This window comes from Anaerococcus hydrogenalis DSM 7454, assembly GCF_000173355.1.
Taxonomy (GTDB): Bacteria; Bacillota; Clostridia; order Tissierellales; family Peptoniphilaceae; genus Anaerococcus; species Anaerococcus hydrogenalis.
In genome coordinates this window covers 142,371-166,321 of sequence record NZ_ABXA01000043.1, presented here as the reverse complement: position 1 = coordinate 166,321, position 23,951 = coordinate 142,371, and the positions used below count along the sequence as shown (strand labels likewise).

Annotated in this window: 18 protein-coding genes, 1 tRNA gene, 1 other RNA gene and 6 pseudogenes; 8 read left to right on the top strand and 18 right to left on the bottom strand. The window is 28.5% G+C overall.

Annotated features, from left to right (window positions below; genetic code table 11):
• Positions 1-197: pseudogene (locus ANHYDRO_RS07710) on the top strand (thiol peroxidase); the annotation flags it as partial.
• Between the two features lie 295 nt (positions 198-492).
• Here the strand turns inward: ANHYDRO_RS07710 and ANHYDRO_RS07705 are convergent.
• From ANHYDRO_RS07705 to ANHYDRO_RS07650, 14 genes and pseudogenes are all read right to left on the bottom strand, one after another.
• Positions 493-1,119: a lipid II:glycine glycyltransferase FemX gene (locus tag ANHYDRO_RS07705; RefSeq protein WP_004815354.1), complete on the bottom strand. Its 627-nt coding sequence runs from the start codon at positions 1,117-1,119 to the stop codon at positions 493-495.
• Positions 1,120-1,137: 18 nt separating this feature from the next.
• Positions 1,138-2,349, bottom strand: coding sequence for a carboxylate--amine ligase (locus ANHYDRO_RS07700; protein WP_004815352.1), 1,212 nt, complete (start codon positions 2,347-2,349; stop codon positions 1,138-1,140).
• Positions 2,350-2,423: 74 nt separating this feature from the next.
• The gene (locus tag ANHYDRO_RS10875) at positions 2,424-2,918 is read right to left on the bottom strand and encodes a Rossmann-fold NAD(P)-binding domain-containing protein (RefSeq protein WP_004815351.1); all 495 of its coding nucleotides are present in this window, start codon (positions 2,916-2,918) and stop codon (positions 2,424-2,426) included.
• Positions 2,919-3,265: 347 nt separating this feature from the next.
• Positions 3,266-4,717 carry a C40 family peptidase gene (locus ANHYDRO_RS07690; protein WP_004815349.1) on the bottom strand — a complete coding sequence of 484 codons (1,452 nt, stop codon included), beginning with the start codon at positions 4,715-4,717 and terminating at the stop codon, positions 3,266-3,268.
• A gap of 47 nt (positions 4,718-4,764) precedes the next feature.
• A complete protein-coding gene (locus ANHYDRO_RS10870; protein WP_004815347.1) occupies positions 4,765-4,992 on the bottom strand; it encodes a hypothetical protein in 228 nt (75 codons plus the stop codon).
• Positions 4,993-5,271: 279 nt separating this feature from the next.
• An RNA gene (rnpB, locus tag ANHYDRO_RS09425) (RNase P RNA component class A) lies at positions 5,272-5,607 on the bottom strand.
• 38 nt (positions 5,608-5,645) lie between these two features.
• Complete coding sequence (locus ANHYDRO_RS07685; protein WP_004815346.1) at positions 5,646-6,413, bottom strand: Nif3-like dinuclear metal center hexameric protein; 768 nt, start codon at positions 6,411-6,413, stop codon at positions 5,646-5,648.
• A complete protein-coding gene (locus ANHYDRO_RS07680) occupies positions 6,403-7,086 on the bottom strand; it encodes a tRNA (adenine(22)-N(1))-methyltransferase (protein WP_004815343.1) in 684 nt (227 codons plus the stop codon). The genes ANHYDRO_RS07685 and ANHYDRO_RS07680 overlap by 11 nt, the downstream gene beginning before the upstream one ends.
• Complete coding sequence (gene rpoD / locus ANHYDRO_RS07675; RefSeq protein ID WP_004818290.1) at positions 7,087-8,925, bottom strand: RNA polymerase sigma factor RpoD; 1,839 nt, start codon at positions 8,923-8,925, stop codon at positions 7,087-7,089.
• A gap of 25 nt (positions 8,926-8,950) precedes the next feature.
• A pseudogene (gene dnaG / locus ANHYDRO_RS07670) lies at positions 8,951-10,611 on the bottom strand (DNA primase).
• Positions 10,612-10,706: 95 nt separating this feature from the next.
• Positions 10,707-12,080 (bottom strand): aldehyde dehydrogenase family protein, encoded by a 1,374-nt coding sequence (locus ANHYDRO_RS07665; RefSeq protein ID WP_004815336.1) that lies wholly within the window; start codon positions 12,078-12,080, stop codon positions 10,707-10,709.
• Between the two features lie 88 nt (positions 12,081-12,168).
• Positions 12,169-14,037: a PTS fructose transporter subunit IIABC gene (locus ANHYDRO_RS07660; protein ID WP_004815334.1), complete on the bottom strand. Its 1,869-nt coding sequence runs from the start codon at positions 14,035-14,037 to the stop codon at positions 12,169-12,171.
• Positions 14,028-14,941: pseudogene (gene pfkB / locus ANHYDRO_RS07655) on the bottom strand (1-phosphofructokinase). Before pfkB ends, ANHYDRO_RS07660 begins: the two are co-directional and overlap by 10 nt.
• On the bottom strand, positions 14,938-15,627 hold the full coding sequence (locus tag ANHYDRO_RS07650; RefSeq protein WP_004815329.1) for a DeoR/GlpR family DNA-binding transcription regulator: 690 nt from the start codon (positions 15,625-15,627) through the stop codon (positions 14,938-14,940). The pseudogene pfkB and the gene ANHYDRO_RS07650 overlap by 4 nt, the downstream one beginning before the upstream one ends.
• Positions 15,628-15,743: 116 nt before the next feature.
• Here ANHYDRO_RS07650 and ANHYDRO_RS07645 point away from each other — a divergent pair, with 116 nt between their 5' ends.
• Complete coding sequence (locus ANHYDRO_RS07645) at positions 15,744-16,085, top strand: phage holin family protein (protein ID WP_004815327.1); 342 nt, start codon at positions 15,744-15,746, stop codon at positions 16,083-16,085.
• A 31-nt stretch (positions 16,086-16,116) separates the two neighbouring features.
• Here the strand turns inward: ANHYDRO_RS07645 and ANHYDRO_RS07640 are convergent, their stop codons facing one another.
• Entirely contained in the window at positions 16,117-16,383 is a 267-nt protein-coding gene (locus tag ANHYDRO_RS07640) for an acylphosphatase (RefSeq protein WP_004815325.1), read from the bottom strand.
• A gap of 111 nt (positions 16,384-16,494) precedes the next feature.
• Between ANHYDRO_RS07640 and ANHYDRO_RS07635 the strand changes: the two are divergent.
• The 3 genes and pseudogenes from ANHYDRO_RS07635 to ANHYDRO_RS07625 all read left to right on the top strand — a co-directional run bounded on the left by ANHYDRO_RS07635 (position 16,495) and on the right by ANHYDRO_RS07625 (position 19,798).
• Positions 16,495-19,033, top strand: a pseudogene (locus ANHYDRO_RS07635) (heavy metal translocating P-type ATPase).
• Positions 19,033-19,306 (top strand): annotated as a pseudogene (locus tag ANHYDRO_RS07630) (metal-sensing transcriptional repressor). The pseudogenes ANHYDRO_RS07635 and ANHYDRO_RS07630 overlap by 1 nt, the downstream one beginning before the upstream one ends.
• Positions 19,307-19,378: 72 nt before the next feature.
• Entirely contained in the window at positions 19,379-19,798 is a 420-nt protein-coding gene (locus tag ANHYDRO_RS07625) for an Asp23/Gls24 family envelope stress response protein (RefSeq protein WP_004815317.1), read from the top strand.
• 42 nt (positions 19,799-19,840) lie between these two features.
• Here the strand turns inward: ANHYDRO_RS07625 and ANHYDRO_RS07620 are convergent, their stop codons facing one another.
• Complete coding sequence (locus ANHYDRO_RS07620) at positions 19,841-20,341, bottom strand: QueT transporter family protein (protein WP_004815315.1); 501 nt, start codon at positions 20,339-20,341, stop codon at positions 19,841-19,843.
• Between the two features lie 173 nt (positions 20,342-20,514).
• On the opposite strand from ANHYDRO_RS07620, the gene ANHYDRO_RS07615 reads away from it, so the two are divergent.
• From ANHYDRO_RS07615 to ANHYDRO_RS07605, 3 genes are all read left to right on the top strand, one after another.
• Positions 20,515-21,408 (top strand): C39 family peptidase, encoded by an 894-nt coding sequence (locus tag ANHYDRO_RS07615; RefSeq protein WP_004815314.1) that lies wholly within the window; start codon positions 20,515-20,517, stop codon positions 21,406-21,408.
• Between the two features lie 56 nt (positions 21,409-21,464).
• A tRNA-Lys gene (locus ANHYDRO_RS07610) sits at positions 21,465-21,540 on the top strand.
• Positions 21,541-21,695: 155 nt separating this feature from the next.
• A complete protein-coding gene (locus ANHYDRO_RS07605) occupies positions 21,696-22,433 on the top strand; it encodes an ECF transporter S component (RefSeq protein WP_004815312.1) in 738 nt (245 codons plus the stop codon).
• A gap of 40 nt (positions 22,434-22,473) precedes the next feature.
• Here ANHYDRO_RS07605 and ANHYDRO_RS07600 read toward each other — a convergent pair whose 3' ends face one another.
• Together ANHYDRO_RS07600 and ANHYDRO_RS07595 are read right to left on the bottom strand one after the other, a co-directional pair.
• Entirely contained in the window at positions 22,474-22,779 is a 306-nt protein-coding gene (locus ANHYDRO_RS07600; protein ID WP_004815311.1) for a DUF4298 domain-containing protein, read from the bottom strand.
• 82 nt (positions 22,780-22,861) lie between these two features.
• A pseudogene (locus ANHYDRO_RS07595) lies at positions 22,862-23,801 on the bottom strand (L-lactate dehydrogenase).
• Positions 23,802-23,951: the final 150 nt, after the last annotated feature.

Genomic DNA, 23,951 nt, shown 5'->3' with positions numbered 1-23,951 from the left:
GTAAAACAGTTTCTGATTATAATTATTTAGATTTTGCTGACAAATATGCAACTTTAATAAAAGAATTAAAATTACAAAACAGGGCAGTATTTGTAGTAGACAAAGATAATAAATTAGTTCATGTTGAATATCTTGAACAAAATACCGAACTACCAGACTATGAAGCTGCACTAGAAGCTGCTAAAAAATTAGTTTAATAAAATATAAATCTTTAAAATCACTAATAGCTAGAGAGATCTAGCTATTTTTTTGTGAAATTTTCAAATAAAAAAAGCAAACAATAAAGTTTGCTTCAGAGCATAGACAAAGTATGAAATTAGATAATATTTTATTTTGAAATAAAAATTAAGCTAAGTACCATCTCGACTAAGTGAGTGAAACGAACGCATGGAGAGATCTCAAGAGATTTCTCCGCTCGTTGCACTCGGTCGAAATGGGAAAATTTTTAGTTTATCAACAGTCTGAAGCAAACAATAAAGTTTGCTTTTTAATTTATTTTGTTATTAAAAATTTTTCATAAAGGTCCCTATCATAAACAACATCAAGCTCTCCAATATATGCTGTATATTTATTTGGATGACAAAAATGTTCTTTATATCTATAAAGACCATCTTTTTTATCAAGTGAAAATACCCCACCAAGGTCTAATGATTTGTATCCATTTTTTACACCATACTTAACTTCTTCCCAAAGCATATTATAATTTGGCATTTTGTTTCTTTTTTCATTAGAACTTGCAGCATACAAGTATGTTAGGCTATCTTTGTATGGTACTACAATCGATGAGCACAAAACTTCCCCCTCATAATATGATAAGAAAATTTTACATCCATAATTTTCAACAAGCCTTTTATGATATTCTTTTGGCCTATAAGTAATGCCTTGTCTTTTGGCCATAATTTCAGTAAGTTGGTAAAAATCATCTAAAGTTTTTTCATTTGTTTCTATCTTAGTTTCAATTCCAGCTTTTATGGATTTTCTAATATTATATCTTCCCTTACTAGAAAAATTTTCAAATATTTTTTCTTCATCACCAAGAGACAGGTCAATTATCATATTATATCGTGGTTGTGTAAAGCTATGGATAGGATCACAAACTGACCTAAAAGCATAACCCATTTTTTTATATAATTTAATCTATATCTTTTTATTAAAATACTTAGGATAGTACTTAATGGTAGAAATTCTTCTTCTCATATAATGTAAATACCTTTTAAAATTTTTATCCTTATCATACCATGTTGTAAATACATAGCCATTTTTTAATAGTCTTAATGCTAATTCTTTATCCCTATTACTAACGTACTTTTTTAATACCAGAGGATCTACATACAACCATAATCCATTTTCATATTCAAAATAACAAGGTTCATATTTTTTAAAAATTAAATCATATACTATATACTTAAGAAAATTATTGCTAGTAGAATTCATATAAAAAGATGACCTTCCCTGCCTAATATTTATTTCGAATACCTTATACTTTCCATCTCTTTCATCGTATTTTAAGTCAAAATTTGCAAAACCCTTGTATGAAATTTCTTCCAAAAACTTCTTATACTGGTCATATATTCTATCATCACCACTAGTAACCAAGGCATTATAATTTCCAATATTTAAAGGTAAAACTTCATCCAATAAACATTTACCAAGGCTCATCATCCTAACTTTTGACTTTGAATCAACATAAGCATTTAAAACAAACATATTAGAGCTATCTCCTGGTATAAAATCTTGCACAATCATTTCACCACAATAGCCAGCATTATAAATTTGATCGATAGTATTTATAAGTTCATCTTTATTGAAAATTTTATAGGCTTTTTTCTTGCCTTCAAAGTGAGTGTTATAATAATTTATAGAATCATTAGCTTTTAAAGCTATAGGATATGAAAGTTTATCCTCAATTTTTTTTATATCCTTATCAGACTTACCTTTAATAATTACAGTATCAGGATAAGCTAAATTATATTTTTCGCAAATTCCATAGAAATCTTTCTTATTTTCTAATTTTTCCTGCATACCTTTATCAATAATATTAATTAAAAAATAATCTTTTAACTCTTCTTTATTGTTAATAACTAAAGAAGCGTACTCGTCAGAGCAAGGAATCAAAATAAGTTGATATTCAAAATATTTTTGCTTTATTTTTATTAATTCATCAACAAAAATATTATCATCCTCAAAATTTTCCTTTGTATGTACCTCACATATTTTTGAATATCTAGTGTCTCTCAAAGGCCTTACACCCATACATACTGATTTTATTTTGTAAAGCTCATGAGCACTCCTAGCTAGTCCATAAGCATTTATATCTGTACCTAATATAACTATTTTGAAATTTCTCATATAAATATTTCCTATATTCTACTATTGACCTTAATTACTTCAATAATTATACCATAAAGAAAAATATTTTAAATTTAACTATCACATAATAAAGTTTCGATTAAGGATAAAGTAGTAATTGACCCTACCCCATTTTTGCAAGTAACAATATCAACTTTTAAGTTTTCTAAACTATCATAATCTATATCTCCGTACATTTTTCCATCAATAAAACTTGTACCTGCATCTATTAAAACTTGACCATCTCTAAAATAGTCCACATTATAAAAATTTGCTTTGCCTATAGCTGAAATAAATATATCAGCCCTTTTTATTTTTTCTTTTTGATTAATAGTCTTAGAATTAAATAAAGTAACTGTAGCTTTCTTATAATTTAAATACATAGATAGGGGCTTACCAATTACATTAGTAGAGTTTGCAATTATTACATCTTTTCCCTTTAAATCAATATCCATATAATCAATAAATTTAATTATAGACCTTGCTGTTTGTGGCAAATTTTTAAAATTTTTATCCATAATTTTACCTAAAGAATCATATCTAAAACCATCCAGATCTTCAAAGGACATATTTTTCCTTAAATAATCTAGGTCTGTATTTTTTGATAGGGGTTGTAATATTATAAAACCATCTATATTTTCTAAATTTTCACAGTAATCAATAATATCAAAATGATTTTTATCATCACCAAAATTCTTATCAAGATAATTTATACCGTATTCTTTACATCTTTTTAAAATTGCATTTTTATATTGACTGACAGATAAATTTTTTCCTTGAGAGATTATTAATAATTTTTTATTTTCTTTTCCCTATTTATTTTTGTTAATAAGTTATTTTTGATATCTTTTGAATTTATAATTTTCATTTTATCCACCTAAAAAACACCCCGCAGGGTGTTTAAAATTTATTTTACTTAAAATATTCTTCTTGCTCCAACGCATACAGATTGATACCAAGGATCATATACGTTTCCTGTAATAACCCCTGTACTTGGATTGGATGCGTGAACAAAGTTTCCACTAGAATCTGTTACTATTCCAACGTGATCAACTGATCCACCATATGAGAATAATAAAATGTCTCCTGCTTGTAAACTTGATAAACTTACAGAGTATCCATTAGTTGCTTGCTGTTGACTAGTTCTAGATATATTTACACCTACTTGCCTATAAGCATATTGAACTAACCCTGAACAATCAAATCCACTTGGTGAAGTTCCACCCCATACATATGGAGTCCCTATAAATTGACTAGCAATATTTGCAGCAGCTTGTCCACTACCTGATGCTTGTGGAGCTGGTGCTTGTTGTTGTGTTTGAGCTACAGTTTTTTGAGCTGTTACAGTATTATTTTGTTGACTTCTTTCTTGGTTGTTAGAATTATTTTGAACAACTTCTTGTGGCTTAGCTACTTCAGAATTTGATAATAAATCCGCACTAATATAACCAGTTTGTCCATTATAATTAACTTTTAACCAACCGTTAGCTAATTGTCCGCTAACCTTATCCCCCATAGTGTAATTTCCTATTACATTGTTTGAAGTTGATGCTCCATTTCTTACATTAAGGGCAGCTGTGTTAACCCAACCTGTATAAGCTTGAGATTGAACTTTATTTTCTTGTTTTACGTTAGCTGTTCTGTTTTGTGCTTGTTGATTAGTAGTTTCTTTTTTACTTTCTTCTTTTTTCTCAACTACAGGTTTTTTAACTTCTGTATTTGAAAGAAAATCTGCTGAAATATAAGAAACTTTTCCATTGTTATTAATTTTTAACCAACCATTTTGAAGTGTTCCTGATACTTTATCTCCCTTTGTAAGAGCTCCTACAATATTAGAATTTAAATTAGCATCACTTCTAATATTTAAAGCATCAGCATTTACCCAACCAGTATAAGAGATTGCTTGATTTTCTTGAGATTTTACTTCTTCAGTATCTTTAACCTTTTCTTCTTGGGCTTTTTTAGCTTCTTCTTGAGCTTTTATTTCTTCAGCCTTTTTAGCCTCTTCTTGTGCTAAAATTTCTTCTGCATTTTGTTTTTTAGTATCTTCTATAAAATTATCAGCTAAAAATTCAAGTTTTATGTAACCATTGTCTGTTTTTAACCAGCCATCTTCAACTCTTCCGCTAACCTTATCGTTTTTATTTAAAACATCTATTACATTGTTTTCTTGGTCTGATTTAGAAGATCTTAAGTTTAAAGTATCAACTGCTACAAATTTTTCTACAATTGGGCTTTCTTGTAAAACTTGATCTACAGTTATTTCTTCATTTTTCTTATCTTCTTCTTTATTTGATTGTATTTTTTCATCTACAGCTTTTACTATAGCTTCTTCACTTGATGATTCAAAAAGTGTAGGATCTGCCAAATTTCTTACTTTAGATAATTTTGCATCTTTTTTATTATCTTTTTTATCTACAGATTTTTCTGCAAATTTTGTATTGCTAACTTCATCAGCGTAGTCTTTTTTACTTTTTTTGCAGTTGATGCATATTCTTTATCAATATAAGATACATTACTATCTAATACTTTTTTTGATTGATCTTCTTTATCTAAATTATTGATTGTTGAAGCGTAAGCTGTTGCTCCGATAGTTACTGCAGCTAACACTCCTATTGTCGATCCTATATTTTTCTTACTCATTGTATCCTCCGTCTTTAAAATTAATTATTATATCTGTTATGAAATCTAGAATAATAATATATCTTTTTGACAAAAATGTCAATAATTAGTTACAAAAAAATTACACTTTTATCCTGTATTTTTATTTTTATTTATATATTTCACAAATTATTACCAATTTATATAAAATTGCATCTTTTATTTTTTATTAATCGTTACTTTTTTAATTTTTATTTTATTAGTTACAAAAAACCAAATAAAAAACTACCCTTAAATATTTAAGGATAGTTAATTTTCTTAATAAAGAGTAAATCTGTAAGCCGTGTTCTGTTAAAAATAATCATCTATCTAGGCTAATTGTCACCAATTAGCTCAAGCGAACTACCATACTGGACCGTTTCGAGTAGAAATCCTAATGTCCCTTTTGTTCTTGCACCGGATGGGGTTTACACAGCATAATTATCACTAATTATCTGGTGAGCTCTTACCTCACCGTTCCACCCTTACCAAAAAAATTGGCGGTATTCTTTCTTTTGCACTTGCCTGAAGGTCACCCTTACTAGACGTTATCTAGCATCCTTACTCTGTGGTGCACGGACTTTCCTCGTCATTTGACGCGATTATTCAATTTACTCCTTAATGTATTTTATCACTTATTTTTCTTTTGTAAAGATTTAAATAAAAAATCTATATGCTTTCTTTGGTGTATTTGTGTAAATTCTAGTTGCAAAATGATTATCTAGTAAATTTTCTAACATATAAATTATATGGTTTTCACTTGCAAAATGACCTGGATCTATTATTACTATATCTTTAGAGTTATCTATTGCCTCATGGTATTTTACATCGCTTGTAATAATTACATCACATTTTTTTTCAATAGCATCTTTTATAAAATCACTTCCAGCTCCCCCACAAAGGGCAACTTTTTTTATGATTTTTTCCTTATCTCCATATAAAATCAGGCCCTTACAAGCTAATTTTTCTTTTACAAATTCTGCAAATTCTTTTGCATTTTGCTCTTTTGTATATCCTAATCTTGCCATAGGATGGTCATTTTTTGTGTCCAAAAATTCAACTCTTTCAAGTTCTAAAACTTTTGCAAAATTATCATTTACACCACCTTTAGCTGTATCTAAATTTGTGTGCATAGCAAAAACACTTATATCATTTTTTATTAATTTTTCTATTTTTTTATTATAATCATCGGATAAATCTATTGATTTTATTGGAGAAAATATAAAAGGATGGTGGTTAATAATTAAATTACATGAATTTTCTATGGCGCTTTCTATAGCTTCATCTGTCAAATCCAAAGAAATCATTATATCTTTTAAGTCATTTTCAACATTTCCTATTTGTAAACCAGAATTATCCCATTCTTCTTGTAAATCTAGTGGAAATTTGTCTTCTAAAAATTTTATTACCTCTTTAATTTTCATGATTTCTAACCTCCCTTATTGCTTCAAGTCTTTCATTTATTAAATCAAGACCTTCTTTATCTTTAGAAAATTTTTCTATATTTTCTTTAAATCTTATATTTTTCTTATAAATTTGGTCAATTCTTTTCATTACAAGGGGATTTTTTTCATGGTATATAAATTTACCAAAATAAATTTCTCCAAGGCTTAATTTTCTGTCTTTTCCATTTCTAAACCTAATTATGTCATAATGTTTTCTGCCATCTTTTATAAGAAAATCTTTATCTATATAAAAATCATTTTCATTTAAAAACTTCCTAAGTTTTTCATTTCCAATATTTCCTTCACAAATTACATAATCAAGTTTTCTTACCTTTTCTATATTTTGGGTCAAAATTTCAATTATGGTAATTGCCCCCATGCCTGCAATTACTGCAATTTGATTTTCTTTTATATCTATTCCATTTAGGCCATTACAGACCTTGGTTCTTATTATATTTTCTAAATTTTTATCAATCTTATCTTCTAGTTTTTTAAGGCTTTTGGCAGATATATCTGTAGCTAATATATCTTTTGATATATTATTTTTTGCTAAATATAAAGGGACTAATCCATGATCAGTCCCAATATCTATTACCCTTTTACCTTCTTCGACTAGATTTGCAATTTTTTCTAATCTTTTAGTAATTTTCATTTATAAAAAGTCTTTCAATAATTCACTCTTATTAGGCGATTTTAATTTTCTTAATGCCTTTGCTTCTATTTGTCTAATTCTTTCACGTGTTACATCAAATTCTTTTCCAACTTCTTCAAGAGTTCTTGGAGTTCCATCAATTAGACCAAATCTTAATTGTAAAACTCTTTTTTCTCTTGCACCAAGGCATGATAAAACATCATTTAATTGGTCTCTAAGCATTGAATAATTTGCTGCATCATCTGGATTTATAGCTGTGTCATCCTCTATGAAATCTCCCAAATGGCTATCTTCTTCTTCTCCAATTGGTGTTTCCAAACTTACTGGCTCTTGGGCAATTTTTCTTATTTCTTGAACTTTTTCAACTTCAATTCCCATTTGTTCTGCAATTTCTTCATTTGATGGATCACGACCTAAATCTTGAACTAATTGTCTTTGAATCCTGACTAATTTATTTATAGTTTCAACCATGTGAACAGGAATCCTAATTGTTCTTGCTTGGTCTGCTATTGCTCTTGTAATAGCTTGTCTTATCCACCAAGTTGCATAAGTTGAAAACTTAAATCCTCTGTTGTAGTCGTATTTATCAACTGCCTTCATAAGGCCCATATTTCCTTCTTGAATTAAATCCAAAAAGCTCATTCCACGACCCACATATTTTTTTGCAATTGAAACTACAAGTCTTAGGTTTGTTTCAGCAAGTTTTTGCTTTGCCCTATTCGCATCAAATATAGCCCTATTTAATCTTTTTACATCATCAGCATCAAATCCTTGGTCTTCAAAAATTTTCTTGCAAAGCTCTTTAGTTTTTTCAAATCTTTCCAAATCTTTTATAGATGATTCTGATAAAGGTCTTTTTTCTGAAACTTGCTTAGCCTTGTTAGCAAAATTCATTAAATCATTTATCAAAAGTCTATCATTTGTTTTAAATATTTCATCCTCAGCTCCTTTTTTATAAAGGTCTGAAAATGCTAAATAAATTAACGATACAATATCATCTGATTCTTCAGATGAAACAAGTTTTCCAAAATTATCAAACAAATCACACAAGATATTAGCTTCTTTTTCGCTTAATTCTTTATCAGAAATAGATTTTTGAGCAATATTACAAATTAAAATTTTTGATTTTATAGCTTCTAACTGCTCATCAGTCAATTCTTGATTTAACATATTTTCAAATTGATTTCCAATTTCTATCAATGAATTAAGATTTGTTTGTATTTCTTCATCTATCTCTTTATTTTCAAGAATCATCTTATTAGCGCGCAATATAGTTATGGAAATATCACCATAAAAAATATCAAGGGCAAGCTTCATCTTGTTTTGCTTGGTTAACTTTCTTCCATTTTTGCTTCTTAAAGCAATATCTCCAAGCTCCATTTTCTTAGCTAAAAATATTTCCTCGTGAGCATCTAAAAGTTTAACTTTTCCAATTTCTTTTAGATACATTTTTACAGGGTCATCCAACTTTATACCAGTGATAGTTTCTTCTTGAACAATTTTTCTTTCAACTTTTTGCTTTTTTGATACTTTTTTCATATGATCTTCAAGCTTTTCATCAGAAAAATCTTCGTCTTCATCGTCAATATCATCAATTATTTCATCATCGTCTTCTTCATCCAAGACAGTTCTTTCTTCTTCAACGATTTCTATTCCATTAGATATAATTTGGCCTATAACATATTTTTTGCTTTCATCTTCCATTTCTTTAAAAGTCTCAAAGGTGTAAACTTGCTTATAAGTTACAATACCATCTTGAGATTCACTAATAGATTTAAACTCATCTATTATTTCTTTTAGAAGATCATCTTCTAGCATTTTCTCGTTATCACTAGTCATAAGTCTCCCCTCCACCTTGAAGTGATTAGTCTCTATTTCTTAACTTTTTCAATAATTTTCTTCTATTTTCTAAATTTATCTTATCTTTTAACTCATTAGCTACAATTTTGTTAGACTTATCCTTTATATAGTCAATTATAAATTGATCCTCGTTTGTAAAATTTTCACTAATTTTTTCCATACCATTTTTTTCTATATAAGCTTTAATTTTTAATATATTTTCATCAACTAAAACTTGGTCAAAGAAATCTTCAAATTCTTTATAATCATCCCTTTGATTTAAATACAATCTTAAAGTTTCAAGTTCATTTATAGATACAGAATATTTTTTTCTTTCTACAAGTACACTTTGATTTTTATAATTTTTTTATATGAACTTTCATCAGAAAACTTCTTATTAAAAGTCTTTTTGTAGTTATCATTATACTTTAAGACAGATTCTTTTAAAGTAGATTTGTCTATATCAAAAAGTTTACTTACATTATTAACAAAAATTTCTCTTGTAAGATCCGACTCAATCGAAGTTAAAAATTCTATAAATAAATTTAATTTTTCAAATTTTTCATTTTCCTTACTTGATGCATATATATCAAGAATCTTATTATACTTGTAATTATAAACATCACTAGCTTCATCCATTTTTTTAATAAAGGCATCCCTACCATATTTTTTTACAAAATCATCAGGATCAAGCCCCTTCTCAAGGCTAATGATATTCGGTTTTATCCCCTCATCTAAAAGTATTTCAATGGCCCTATCAGTAGCTTTTATTCCAGCATTATCCTCGTCATAGCAAATAAATACATTTTTTGCATATCTTTTTAATAACTTTGCCTGATCGTTTGTAAGACTTGTTCCAAGACTTGCAACAGCCTGGTCTATTCCTTGATTATTTAAACCAATTACATCCATATAACCTTCGACCAAGATAATATCTTTATTAGATTGCTTTTTAAAAATATTTAAGCCATATAGGTTATATCTTTTTTTAAAAACTTCGCTTTCTGGAGAATTTAAATATTTGGGCATAGTAGAATCAATACTTCTACCACCAAAACCAATAACTTTACCATAATGATTAATAATTGGGAAAATCAACCTATTCCTATACTTATCATAATATTTTCCATTTTTAGATTTTTTAATCAAACCTAGATTTTCAATATCATCCAAAAGATAATCTTTTTCTTTAACATAAGATAGTAAATCATCCCAAGAATTTTTAGCAAATCCTAGCATAAAAGTATTTACTATATTTGACCTAAACCCTCTGTTTTTCAAATAAATTTGTCCAGCCTTATCAGTCAGTAAATTTTTATAAAAATACATCATTATATCTTTGTTTATATCATATAGCCTATTTAATCTCTTATTTTCTCTACTAGATTTTGAATCATCTATTTTAATACCTGCCTTACTGGCCAAATATTTCATAGAATCAATATAAGAAAGACCTTCTTTGTGCATAATAAAAGAAACAACATCACCGCCTTCGCCACAGCCAAAGCAATGAAATAATTGTTTCTTGTCATCAACCGTAAAAGATGGTGTCTTCTCATTATGAAAAGGACACAAACCCTTATAGGAATTACCAGATTTTTTCAAATCTACATAATCACCAATAATCGCCACAATATCTGAATTTTCTAAAATCTCATTTTTTTTATCATCAGATATAAAAACCATTAAACCACCCCTTGATTATAAAAAATATTATACTTTTATATTTTTTTTCTTCAATAAATTAAAATAAAAAGAAAAAAGTCCTAAAAACTTAGGACTTACTTAAAAATTTTCTTAATTATTTTTTCTTGACCTCTTGAATAAGGAGGATATTTTATATTTACATCAATATTATTGGACCTTATCATAATAGATTTTCTATTAGAAAAATTCATAAAACCAAATTTCCCATGGTATCCGCCACTTCCACTTTCTCCTACACCACCAAATTCTAAATTAGGATTTGATAAATGCATAATAGTATCATTGATACAAACACCACCAGATGATAAATCATAAGTTAATCTATCAATGTGGTCTTTATCCTCACTAAAAATATAAAGTGCCAAAGGTTTATCCATAAATTTTAATTTATTTATAAGCTTAAAAATATCATCATATTCAATCACTGGAAGAATCGGACCAAAAATTTCCTCTTTCATAATTTTATTTGAAAAATCTACATTATTAATAATAGTAGGCTCTATTTTTAAAGTTTTTGAATTATAAAGTCCACCAGTATAAATATCTTGATCTTCCATCAAAAAAACTAACCTATCCAAAGCTTTTTTATCAATTATTCTTGGATAATCAGGATTGTCGATCGCCCTATCGCCAAAAAATTCAAAAATCATTTCTTTCATAAGCCTTAAAAGCTTATCTTTAACATCCTTGTGTACTAAAAGATAATCTGGAGCTACGCAAGTTTGTCCACTATTTAAAAGTTTTCCCCATATAATTCTTTTTGCTGCAAATTTTAAATTTGCACTTTCATCAACTATACAAGGAGATTTTCCTCCAAGCTCCAAGGTAACTTTAGTCAAATTTTTGCTTGCTTTTTCCATAATTTCTCTTCCAACTTTTGAAGATCCTGTGAAAAATATGTGGTCATACTTATAAGATAATAGTTCTTCATGACTTACCTTTTCATTATCTACACAATAAATAAAAGACCTATCAAAATTTTCATCTAATAATTTTTTTATAATTTTTGATGTATAAACAGCCTTTCTTGAAGTTTTTAAAATTATAGTATTGCCACTTGAAATTGCATTAACTATTGGATCTATAGCAAGTAAAAATGGATAATTCCATGGAGAAATTATTAAAGTAAGGCCCAAAGGTTCATATCTTGTAAATGATTTTGCGGGAGCTGCCTCTATGTTGGTAATCTCTCTTTTATCCTTCATCCAATCTGATAAATTTTTTAAGGCAAAGTCTATTTCACCATATACATTTGCAATTTCTGAAATGTATGACTCAGTAGTAGATTTATTTAAATCCATCTTTAGAGCATATAAAATATCTTCCCTATATTTTTTTATTGAATTTTTTAATTTTATCAGAGCCTTTTTTCTAAAATCTTCTGTATTTGTTCTTCCTGTTCTAAAAAATATATTTTGTTCATCTATAACTTTTTTTAATTCACTCATAAAAAACCTCTCTTTGTCTTTTCTATACCCAATTTTTTCAAATTAAAAAATACCAGCCTAAGTTATCTTAAGCTGGTGAATATATAATTTAAATTTCTTTTTTCTTAAAGATTACTAATAAAATTGCTGATACTATTGAACCAATTACAAATGAACCGATAAAGAAAAGTGCTTGGTTTAATGATGACATTGCTGGTAAAACAAATATTCCACCGTGTGGTGCTGGTACACTTACATTAAATAACTGTGTAAGTCCTCCTGCTATAGCACTTCCCACAATAGATATAGGAATAATTAATTGTGGTTTTGCTGCTGCAAAAGGAATAGCTCCTTCTGTTATAAATGAAAGACCTAATAAATAATTACTTACTGCTGATTTTCTTTCATTTTCTGTAAATTTATCTTTAAAGAAAGTTGATGCGAGGGCAATTGCAATTGGAGGAACCATTCCTCCTGCCATAACAGCAGCCATAAATGCCCCATCATTTGTTCCAATAAAGGCACCAGTTGCAAAAGTATAAGCTGCTTTATTTATTGGACCACCCATATCAGCAGCCATCATTCCACCTAATAAAGCTCCAATCAAAACTTTATTTGTAGCTCCCATATTTGTTAGCCAATTATTTAAGCCGTCATTTATTCCAGTAAAAACAGGATCGATAATGAAAAACATCAAGGCGCCTGTAATTAATAAACCAAAAACAGGATAAATCAACATTGATTTTACACTGTTAAGTGATTTTGGCATTTTTTTACATATTTTTTTAAGGAAGTTAATTATTAATCCTGCAAGAAAACCTCCAATTAATCCTCCCAAAAATCCTGCACTTTCACTAGCAAGAAATCCTGCAACCATACCTGGCATTAAGGCTGGTCTATCTCCAATTGAATAAGCAATGTATCCTGCTAAAATTGGAATTAAGAAAGAAAATGCCCCAGAACCAATCTTATTTAAAAATGTAAAGGCAAGGGACTTATCTCCCAAAAATCTTTCTGCCAAAAATGATATAGACATCAAAATTCCACCACCAATTACAAAAGGTAGCATGTGGCTTACACCATTCATCAAATCTTTATAAATTTCTTGTTTTAGACTAGTTTTTTCTGTAGAAACTTCTTCCACCTTACTATCACTTCCACTTGCGTGGTAAACTGAGAATTTTCCATCAATTGCATCTTTTACTAGCTCTTCGCTTTTTCTAATCCCATCAGAAACTGGTCTTTGAATTAATTTTTTACCATCAAATCTTGCCATTTCTACTTTTTTATCAGCTGCAATAATTACTGCTTCGGCATTTTTAATATCCTCGCTAGTAAGTCTATTTTTAACTCCGTCTGATCCGTTTGTTTCTATTTTAATTTTTGCATTTAATTTTTTTCCAGCATTTTCTAATGCTTCCTGAGCCATATAAGTGTGAGCAACTCCATTTGGACAAGCTGTTACACCTATAATGTATTTTGAACTTTCATTTTCTTCTACTGGTTTTGAAACTTCTTTTTCTTCTTCTGAATATGAATCAATAATTTCATAAACCTCATCAGGACTATTCGCAGCTTTTAATTTGTCTATAAAGCCTTCCTTCAAAATCATTTTTGATAATTTCGCAAGAGTTTGAACATGAAGATTATTTTCCCCATTTGGTACAGCGATTGAGAAAAACACAAATGAATCTTCTCCATCAAGAGCTTCATAATCTAATCCTTCTGCTTTTTTCGCAAATAAAACTGCAGGTTCTTTTACAGTATCGACTTTTGCATGTGGCATTGCAATACCTTCACCCAAGGCAGTTGAAGTCTCGCTTTCTCTTTTAATCAAGCCTTCCTTAAATTCCTCTTTACTTCCAACAATTCCCTCATCGAAAAATTTTTGAGCAATTTCATCAATAACATCCATTTTGTTTGATGATTTAAGCTCCATAATCATCAGATTTCTTTTTAATAAATCTTTTATTTGCATTCTTCTACCTCAACTTTTTCTAATATTTGATAAATTAAATTTTTTCTGCAATATCAGGACTAAATGCTGTTGCACTTCCACAAGCAATTGCAAGTTTATATGAATCTATTTTTGAAAGCCCCCTCATATATCCATAAATATATCCTGCAACCATGCTATCTCCACTTCCTACAGAATTAATTAATTTTCCCTCAATTGGTTTTGCCTTATAAGCCATATTATTATCAACAAAGATTGATCCATCTTTTCCAAGAGATACAATTACATTTTCTGCTCCCTGATCAATCAATTTTCTAGCATATTTTATTATTTTTTCATCACTATCAATGCTATCTTCAAAAATTTCACCAAGCTCATCCTTGTTTGGTTTTACCAAGAAAGGCCTATAAGCAGATAAGTTAAATAATTTTTTCCCTGAAGTATCAAGGGCAAATCTTACATTATTCATCTCAAGTAAGTTTACAATAACCCTATAAAAATCATCTCCCAGAGATTTTGGAATTGATCCTGAAATTACTACAAAGTCATCTTCATTGAGATTATCCAAATAATTTAAAAATTCTTCAATTTCTTCTTCCTTTATTTGGGGTCCTTGGGCATTTATTTCAGTTTCTGTATCATATTTTAGTTTTACATTTATTCTTGAATCATCAGAAATTTTTGTAAATTCTTGGTCAATTCCTAGATTTTCTAATTTATTTTTAATAAATTCTCCTGTAAAACCACCTAAAAAACCAATATTTATAGACTTTGCTCCAAGATTTTTTAAAAGTTTGGAAACCATAATTCCCTTTCCACCAGGATATTTTTCTTCGCTTTTACTTCTTATGGTTTGTCCATCATCAAATCTTTCAATTCTCAAAACATAGTCAATAGATGGATTTAAGGTAAGTGTATAAATCATAGCTCCTCCGTAATTAAATCTACATCTTCAATATTACATATTTTAGAAAAATAAACCTTGCCAAACTTTGACCTATCAAGCAAAATTATAGATCTTTTTGATCTTTTAATAGCAGTATTTTTGATTATGGCTTCATTAGGATCATGGGTTGTAAATTCGCCGTTACAATATCCATTTGCCCCAATAAAGCAAAGGTCAAAATTATACTTTAACAAATTATCCAAAGTTTGCTCTCCAATTACAACATTTGTTCTTGTCTTAAAATTTCCACCAAGAAAAATTGTTTTAATATTATTTTTTCCTAGTTTTTCCAAATGCATAATTCCATTTGTGATAACAGTACAACATTGTGGTAGGTAATCTATAAGTTGATTTATAGTAGTTCCCCCATCAAGATAAATATATTTGCTATCAAAAATTTCTTTTGAAGCCTTTTTGGCAATTCTTATTTTACTTTCAATATTTGACACAACATTTTTATCATAGGATTTTTCTTCAAATTCAATATTAGAAAGAACTGCTCCCCCGTGAACTCTTTTGATATATCCTCTATTTTCTAGATAATCCAAATCTCTTCTTAGGGTAGATTCGCTAACATTTAAATTTGATTTTAAAATCTTATTAGAAACTTGTCTTTGTTTTTTTAAAATATTTAAAATTATTTCAATTCTTTTTTCAAATATCATTTGCTAATATTATAACGCCCTTTCATTCAAAGTCAATCATTTTCATTCATTTTCTTTCATATGTTGAATTTATTCCATTTTCCCGTAAAATAAAATAAAAAATAAAGGAGATAATTATGAAATTACTTATTCAATGTCTAGTAAATGCTATAAGCTTATATATACTTGATATTTTATTTTCTGGTATAAGTTTTACAGAAAATAAGGCTTTTATAATCACAGCCATACTTTTGATACTTGTTAATGCGATTATAAAACCAATATTAAAACTTTTGTCACTTCCATTAACTATTTTAACTTTTGGATTATTTTCCTTTATAGTAAATGCAATAGTTTTGGAAATTACCTTTAACCTATCAAGTGGGGCTAGTATTGATTCATTTTCTACAGCAATTTTTGCATCAATAATTCTTGCAATTATTAATCCTCTTATAGAAAATATATTTAAAAAAGATTAAGGACCTTGTTTATTCAAGGCTCCTTATTTTTTTATGATAATTTAAATTTTTTTTCATCATTCTTTATTTCCTCTTCCTTTATATTTACCTTATCAATTCTAATGAACCTATCGTGAGAAAGTCTATCCAAAAATATGTCAATTTTTTCTTGATCTCCTTGGACATTAACTTCAACATCTCCATCATACAAATTATAAACATCTCCTGTAAGTCCTAGTTCATTTGCAATCATAAAAGATTTGTACCTAAATCCAACTCCTTGAACTCTTCCCTTAAAAATCATATTATATCTTTTCATTTTTTACTCCTTTGTAAATTTTTACCCGAAAATTTTAAATTTCTTTACAAAAAAAATATTTATAATATAATAAAAGTATACACCCCCATAGGGTGTTAGTAAGGAGGTAAAATGAAAGAACGATTTAAGGTTACTGGAATGACTTGTGCATCTTGCCAGGCCAATGTTCAAAAGGCTGTAGAAAAACTCGGTGTTAATAGTGTAAATGTAAATCTTGTTAGCGAAACAATGAATGTTTCATATGATGAGAAGAAAATTTCCAAAGACGATATTATAGATGCAGTTGAAAAAATAGGCTATGGTGCAAGCCCAGTTAATGAAAAAAAAATCTGAGGATAGTTCAAAAAATAATAATGAAGAAAAAAATGTAAAAAATAGGTTAATTATTTCATTTTTATTTATGATTCCTTTGATGTATGTTTCCATGGGACATATGGTTAACCTGCCCCTACCACATTTTTTACATGGTGTAGAAGGTAGCGTAAATTTTGCTTTTGTACAATTTTTATTAACAATTCCAGTTATATTTGTAAATAGAATTTTTTATATTTCTGGGTTCAAAGGACTTATCAACAAGGCCCCAAATATGGATACCCTTGTAGGGCTTGGTTCTTTTGCAGCTGTTGTTTATGGAATTTTTGCAATATTTAGGATGGCTTATGGCCTTGGTTTTTCTAAATTAGATATTGTAGAAATGTATAGGACAAATTTATATTTCGAATCTTCTGCTATGATTTTGACTTTGATAACTCTTGGAAAATATTTTGAAAAAAGATCCAAGGGCCAAACCAAAAAATCTTTGGAAGCTTTGATGGATCTTGCTCCAAAAAAGGCAAGAATTTTACTTGATGGAGTGGAAAAAGAAATCCCTGTAGAAGATTTAAAAAAAGGTGACTTGATTATTGTAAGGCCTGGAGAATCAATAGCAGTGGATGGAATCATTAAGGAAGGATCCTCCCTTGTCGATGAGTCTGCCATAACTGGTGAATCCATGCCTGTAAATAAAAATGTTGGCGACGAGGTAATTTCTGCAACAATTAACAAGCAAGGTTCATTTATTTTTGAAGCTTTAAAAGTAGGAGAAGATACAACTCTTTCAAAAATAATTGAACTTGTTAATGAGGCAAATGAAAGTAAGGCCCCAATCGCAAAACTTGCCGATAAAATTTCAGCAGTTTTTGTTCCGGCTGTAATGCTTATTTCTTTAATTACTTTTATAACTTGGATGTTTTTGGGATATGGGTTTGAATTTTCTTTAAACCTTGCAATATCAGTTTTAGTAATTTCTTGTCCATGTGCTTTGGGACTTGCTACTCCAATGGCAATTATGGTTGCAACAGGAAAAAGTGCAGAATATGGATTACTATTTAAAAATGCAGAAAGTTTAGAAAATCTTCATAAGGTAGATACAATTTTACTTGATAAAACAGGAACAATAACTGAAGGTAAACCTCAAGTTACTGATATTCTTACAGATTTAGATGAAAATGAATTTTTAAAACTTGCATCATCTATGGAAATTAAAAGTGAGCATCCCCTATCAAATGCCATAAATGAATTTGCAGAAGAAAAAAATATCCAAAATATTGAAGTTTCAAATTTTGAATCAATAAGCGGAAAGGGAATTAAAGCAAGCTATAAAAATAAAATTTATTATGGTGGAAATATTTCCTTAATGAAAGAAAAAAATATTAACTTAAAATCTTACGAAAAAAAATCAGATAAACTTTCAAGCCAAGGAAAAACTTCCATGTATTTTTCTAATGAAAAAGAGGTTATAGGGATAATAGCTGTCCAAGATAGGCCAAAATCCTTATCAAAAATTGCCATTGATGAGATGAAAAAATTGGGCTATGAAGTTAGAATGATTACGGGAGATAACGAAAAAACTGCGGAAGCTATTAGAAAATCTTTAAATATTGACTACAAATATGCAGAAGTTTTACCAGAAGATAAGGAAAAAGAAGTTAAAAAACTTAAAAATCAGGGTAAGAAAGTATTAATGGTTGGCGATGGAATAAATGATGCACCAGCACTAGCTAGAAGTGATGTGGCAATGGCTATTGGAAATGGTACAGATGTAGCAATTGAATCTGCAGATGTAATTTTAATAAAAAACAATATTTTAGATATTGTATCAGCTATAAAACTTTCAAAAGCCACCATAAAAACAATAAAAGAGAACTTATTTTGGGCATTTTTCTATAATGTAATAGGAATCCCTCTTGCAGCAGGACTCCTATATCCAAGTTTTGGCATAAAACTTTCACCAATGTTTGGAGCCTTTGCTATGAGTTTATCATCAGTATTTGTATGTTTAAACTCACTAAGACTTAGAAATTTTAAGGCTAACTTTGAAAATGATAAAAAAATTAAAGAAATTATAGAAAATGACAATAATAAAATAAAAAAGGAGAATAAAATGAAAGAATTAAACAAAATGATAGTAAAAGTTAACAATATGAGCTGTAACCACTGCAAAAATCGTGTAGAAGAAACACTAAAATCAATTGCAGGAATTGAAAATGCTGAAGTAAATTTAGATGAAAAGCTTGCAAATGTTGAATTTTTTGGATCAATTGATGAAAAAGAAATAGCTGATAAAATCAATGATGCTGGATATGAATTTGTTGGTATAGAGTACAAATAATGAAGGCTGATAAGGATAAAACTTTAAGAAAATTAAAAACAGTCAAAGGACAAATTGATGGCCTAATAAAAATGGTAGAAAGTGATAGGTATTGCATAGACATATCAAATCAATTAATGGCATCAATTTCTATATTAAAAAAATGTGAACACCGATGTCCTCTCCTCCCACCTTGAACATTGTGTTTATCATGCCGTTGAAAACGGAAGTAAAGATGATGGGAAAGAAAAAATTGAGGAAATCGAGCAAATTATAAAAAAGCTATCTAAATAAATGTTTGTTTCAAACCATTTGGGGTAATAATATAAAGTAATCAATTTAGATAAAAATTAAAAGGAGAAAATAATGGATAAAATTGAAAACAAAGATGTTCAAGCTGAATATGCTAATGAAGTAAGTGAATATACAATAAATGATAATGTAATTGCAAAAATTGCAAAAAAAGTTTTAGTAAAAACTGATGGTGTTTTAGAATTGAAAAAAAATGTATTTTCATCAATAGCTGATAACTTCACTGACGGAGAAAATACATCAGGAATCTCAATTGATGTTGATGATGCTAAAAACGCTGTAGTAAACACAAAAATCATCCTTGAATATGGAAAAAAAGCTCAAGAAGTTTTTGCTTCTTTAGATAGAAATATTAAAAAAGAAGTAAACTCTCTTACAGGAATCAAAGTTCAAGCTGTAAAAGCTGAAATTGTTGATGTACTAACAAAAGAAGAATTTAAAGAAAAAAATTCTAAAGATGAAGAAGAAAAATAAGTAAATTTTAAAAGAGTGCTTGATTGCACTCTTTTTTTAAATTTAAAAATTTTTAATTATATTCATAAAGCCACTATTTCTTTCAAGAATTTTAAAAATAATAAAACCAATTACAGATACAACTATAAATTCAGAAATCATAAATTGAACTAGCATTATTATAAATGCAGTTGATGAATCTAATAGTAAGTATGTACCTATAGCTGGTATAAACATAAATAAAACCGGAAATAATGATGCTATAAATAAATTTTTTTGTCTAATAATTAAGGAAAATGCCAAAAATGAAGCAAAAGTTCCAAAAATCACATCAAATACTGCAATATCTGATGCGAAATTAGCTAAAAAACATCCCAATAAAAGTCCTGGTATAAATCTTCTATTATAAAATACCAATAAAACCATAATTTCACTTAACCTTAACTGGATTGGACCATAGGCTAGTGATGGGAGCATCAATGTAATTACAGCATATAAGGCCGCAACTACAGCCGATTTAACTAAAAAATTCGTATCTTTAAAATTATATCTTTGATCAGACATATATACCTCCTTGATTTTTTTTCGGATGGGTCCCAAGTAAACATCCTTTTGATATTATAGCATAAATTATATTTTTGACAAAAAAACAAAAATATAAGATGATTTTTTTATAAAATTTAAATTAATAGATTTTTAATTTTCTGATATAATAATTGATAAGAAAAGGTGAATCAATGAAAAAAATTATTTTAACATTAATCTTTATTTTTACGCTGACTTCTTGTGGTAAGGACGAAAGTCAAATAAAAAATGAAGATTTTTCTAATACATTAAGAGACGTAGAAAAAATCACACAAAAACATATAAAAGTTGATCAAAATGCCAAGGCTAATATGGTTTCTATTATGAATGATAAAAATAATTACCAGGCGAAAATAAGAACTACTGATGAAAATGAGCTCAAATCTTATATAAATAAAAATATTCATAAAAATAAGAAATTAGAATGGGCCTTAAAAAATTTCGATAAGCTTAATCATATCGAAAAAGTTTTAATTGGAAATGATACAGATACCGTTAATTTTATTTATAATCTAAATCATGGCAAGACAAACTTTAATTTTTTTGAAGGTCAAAGTATAAATCTTGGTAGAAAAACCCCCTATTACGTTCAATGGGATGACAGGTGGGCCTATGATAAAATTATTGAAAGTGAAACCATTGGAATTTCTGGATGTGGGCCAACTTCTATGTCCATGGTTTTATCTAGACTTTTAAATGATAAAAATATTAATCCTAGGATAATTGCCCAAGATGCAAAAAATTATATGACCCACGAAGGAATTGCTTGGAGTTTTTTTAAAGCTGAATCTGATAAGTACGGCATCAATGTTAAAGAGATTAAAAACGACGAAAAAGAAATTAAAAACGCCCTTAAAAAGGGACCCTTAATAGTTTCTGTTCGCCATGGTTATTTTACAACAGCTGGACATATTATGGTAATTGATTCTTATGATGATGGGAAATTATTAATAAATGACCCAAATTCTATTAAAAATACTAAAATCAAATGGCCTTATGAAGATATTAAAGATCAAATAGCAAATGTCTGGGCATTTAGCAAATAAAAAAAATTGTTGACAAATTTATTTTTCAATGGTATTATAAATAAGTCAGCAAGTTAGTGCCATTAGCTCAGTTGGTAGAGCACCTGACTCTTAATCAGGGTGTCCAGGGTTCGAATCCCTGATGGCGCACCAATTTTTAAACGTAGATTTCTATCTACGTTTTTTTTATACTTTTTTGTATTTCCAATTTTAAATTTTTAGGTTATTTTTTAGACATTTATTTTTTTTATCATATAATATTAATAGAATATGAACGACATCCATTAGGAGTTGTATCAGGAGGTAATATGAATAATAAAGAAAAAACACGTAAAATGGTTACTGTTGCAATGCTTGGAGCTATTACTATAGTTTTAGGATTGACTCCAATGGGATATATTCCCTTAGGTTTAATTAATATAACCACCATGCACATTCCAGTAATTATAGCAGCAATTTTAGAAGGCCCTTTAGTTGGTGGGCTTGTAGGATTTATTTTTGGACTTTCATCAATTGCCAATGCAATGCTTAGGCCAGGTCCAATTTCATTTGTATTTTATAATCCTATTGTTTCCGTTTTGCCAAGAATTTTAATAGGAATTTTTGCAGGACTTACTTTTAAGGGATTAAAAGATAAAAACAATGAGAAAATCAGAAAAATTTCCTTAATTTTGTGGACAATTCTAACAGGATTTTTGATTTATTTAGTATTTTATAATTTCACAAATAAGGCAAAAATTTATCAAATTGTCTTATCTATAATTATTACAATTATAGCAATTTCAATGCTTTTTTTAACTTACAAAAATAAAAATTCAAACCTATCAGTTTCCATAGCATCCTTTGTTGGAACTATGACTAATACACTTTTTGTAATGGGTTTTATTTATTTATTTTATGCAGAAAAATATGTAAAAGCCCTAGGAATTTCAGTAGATGCTGCAAGAAGCACAATTTTTGGAGCAATAATTACAAATGGTCTTCCAGAAGCTATTATGTCAATTGTTTTGGTTTCAGCAATTGTTAGGGCTGTTAGAAGAAAATAAAATTATCCCTCAGCAAATAAATGCTGAGGGATTTTTAAAATTAATTATTTTTAATTATCTTAGTCGCAAGTTCAAGCATATCTACTGCCAAATAATAATTATCACCTAGTAAATCATAAACTAAATCTTCTGAAAAAATTCCCTGACTTATTTCTGGGTCAATTTTTCCTTGGTTTGATTGGTCCAAATCATCCATATACTCTTGTGATGAATAATAATCAGAAAGTTTCTTGAAATCTTTTTGACTTTTTTTAAATTTTTCTAAAGCTTTTCTAAACTCTTCAACAGCCTTAGAATTCTTATTTAAAATTTCTTCCATTTCCTTAATTTTTTTTATATCTGCCATATTTATCTCCACCTTTTAATATTGTATTTAAATAATATACCCATAAATAAAAAACTGCCACAAAATTTGTGACAGTAATTTTTTATAAGTTTGATTTATCGATTATTTCTTTTAAAGTTTTGGCACTTGCTTGCATTCTTTCATTTTCTGTATCTGTAAGTGGAACTTCCAAAACCCATTTCACCCCATCTTTTCCTATAACTGATGGGACTCCGATATAAATATCATTTAGACCATATTCTCCATCAAGATATGATGATGTTGAAAATACAGAATTTTGATCGTTAATAATTGCTTCAACTATTCTTGCAAGGGCCATGCCTATTCCATAAAAAGTTGCACCTTTTTTATCAATTATTTCATAAGCTGCATTTTTTACCTTATCAAATGTATCCAAAAGTTCCTTTTCATCAGTTTCGCTATGCATTTTTACCCATTCATATAAAGGCATACCACCAACATTTGTGTGAGACCAAACTGGAAATTCACTATCTCCATGTTCTCCCATTATAAATGCTTCGACACTTCTTGGATCAATTCCAATTAAATTTGCAATTTCTTTTTTAAACCTTGAAGAATCAAGAGTTGTACCTGTTCCTATAACTTTATTTGCCGGGAAATTTGAATACTTCCAAGTTGCATATGTTAAAATGTCAACTGGATTTGATGCAACCAAAAATATTCCATCAAAACCACTATCTACGATTTGTCCAATCATATCTTTAAAAATTTTAAGATTTTTTTCTATTAAATCAAGCCTAGATTCACCAGATTTTTGTGGAATTCCAGCAGTAATAACTACCACTTCTGCATCCTTACAATCACTGTAATCTGCCTTGTAAATTTGTTTCGGATTTGTAAAAGAAAGAACATCAGAAAGATCCATTGCATCTCCCTCAGCCTTTTTTTTCATTTATATCAATTATTCCCAATTCTCTTCCAATACCAAGAATTGTAGAAGCATAAGCAAAAGAACTTCCTACAGCTCCATCGCCTACTAAAATTACTTTACTGTCTTTCATTTTTCCTCCTTTAAAATTTATTCCTAGTCTTTTACTATGAATTCTATATTATTATACACCTTTTTAAAGGAAAATGATAATTGATATTAATAATTTTCAAATAAATTTGTATTATCTCTTAAATAAAATAATAAATTAATGTAATCTTTT

Bases quoted from the DNA above. Each gene is read 5' to 3' on its own strand.
- ANHYDRO_RS07640 (WP_004815325.1), bottom strand. From the start codon at position 16,383: ATGAAAAGATATAATATGATTTTTAAGGGAAGAGTTCAAGGAGTTGGA.
- ANHYDRO_RS07620 (WP_004815315.1), bottom strand. From the start codon at position 20,341: ATGTCTGATCAAAGATATAATTTTAAAGATACGAATTTTTTAGTTAAA.
- ANHYDRO_RS07650 (WP_004815329.1), bottom strand. From the start codon at position 15,627: ATGATATTTGAAAAAAGAATTGAAATAATTTTAAATATTTTAAAAAAA.
- ANHYDRO_RS07665 (WP_004815336.1), bottom strand. From the start codon at position 12,080: ATGAGTGAATTAAAAAAAGTTATAGATGAACAAAATATATTTTTTAGA.
- ANHYDRO_RS07615 (WP_004815314.1), top strand. From the start codon at position 20,515: ATGAAAAAAATTATTTTAACATTAATCTTTATTTTTACGCTGACTTCT.
- ANHYDRO_RS10870 (WP_004815347.1), bottom strand. From the start codon at position 4,992: ATGAGTAAGAAAAATATAGGATCGACAATAGGAGTGTTAGCTGCAGTA.
- ANHYDRO_RS07605 (WP_004815312.1), top strand. From the start codon at position 21,696: ATGAATAATAAAGAAAAAACACGTAAAATGGTTACTGTTGCAATGCTT.
- ANHYDRO_RS07660 (WP_004815334.1), bottom strand. From the start codon at position 14,037: ATGCAAATAAAAGATTTATTAAAAAGAAATCTGATGATTATGGAGCTT.
- ANHYDRO_RS07700 (WP_004815352.1), bottom strand. From the start codon at position 2,349: ATGAGAAATTTCAAAATAGTTATATTAGGTACAGATATAAATGCTTAT.
- ANHYDRO_RS07645 (WP_004815327.1), top strand. From the start codon at position 15,744: ATGAAATTACTTATTCAATGTCTAGTAAATGCTATAAGCTTATATATA.
- ANHYDRO_RS07705 (WP_004815354.1), bottom strand. From the start codon at position 1,119: ATGGGTTATGCTTTTAGGTCAGTTTGTGATCCTATCCATAGCTTTACA.
- ANHYDRO_RS10875 (WP_004815351.1), bottom strand. From the start codon at position 2,918: ATGTCCTTTGAAGATCTGGATGGTTTTAGATATGATTCTTTAGGTAAA.
- ANHYDRO_RS07625 (WP_004815317.1), top strand. From the start codon at position 19,379: ATGGATAAAATTGAAAACAAAGATGTTCAAGCTGAATATGCTAATGAA.
- rpoD (WP_004818290.1), bottom strand. From the start codon at position 8,925: ATGACTAGTGATAACGAGAAAATGCTAGAAGATGATCTTCTAAAAGAA.
- ANHYDRO_RS07685 (WP_004815346.1), bottom strand. From the start codon at position 6,413: ATGAAAATTAAAGAGGTAATAAAATTTTTAGAAGACAAATTTCCACTA.
- ANHYDRO_RS07600 (WP_004815311.1), bottom strand. From the start codon at position 22,779: ATGGCAGATATAAAAAAAATTAAGGAAATGGAAGAAATTTTAAATAAG.
- ANHYDRO_RS07680 (WP_004815343.1), bottom strand. From the start codon at position 7,086: ATGAAAATTACTAAAAGATTAGAAAAAATTGCAAATCTAGTCGAAGAA.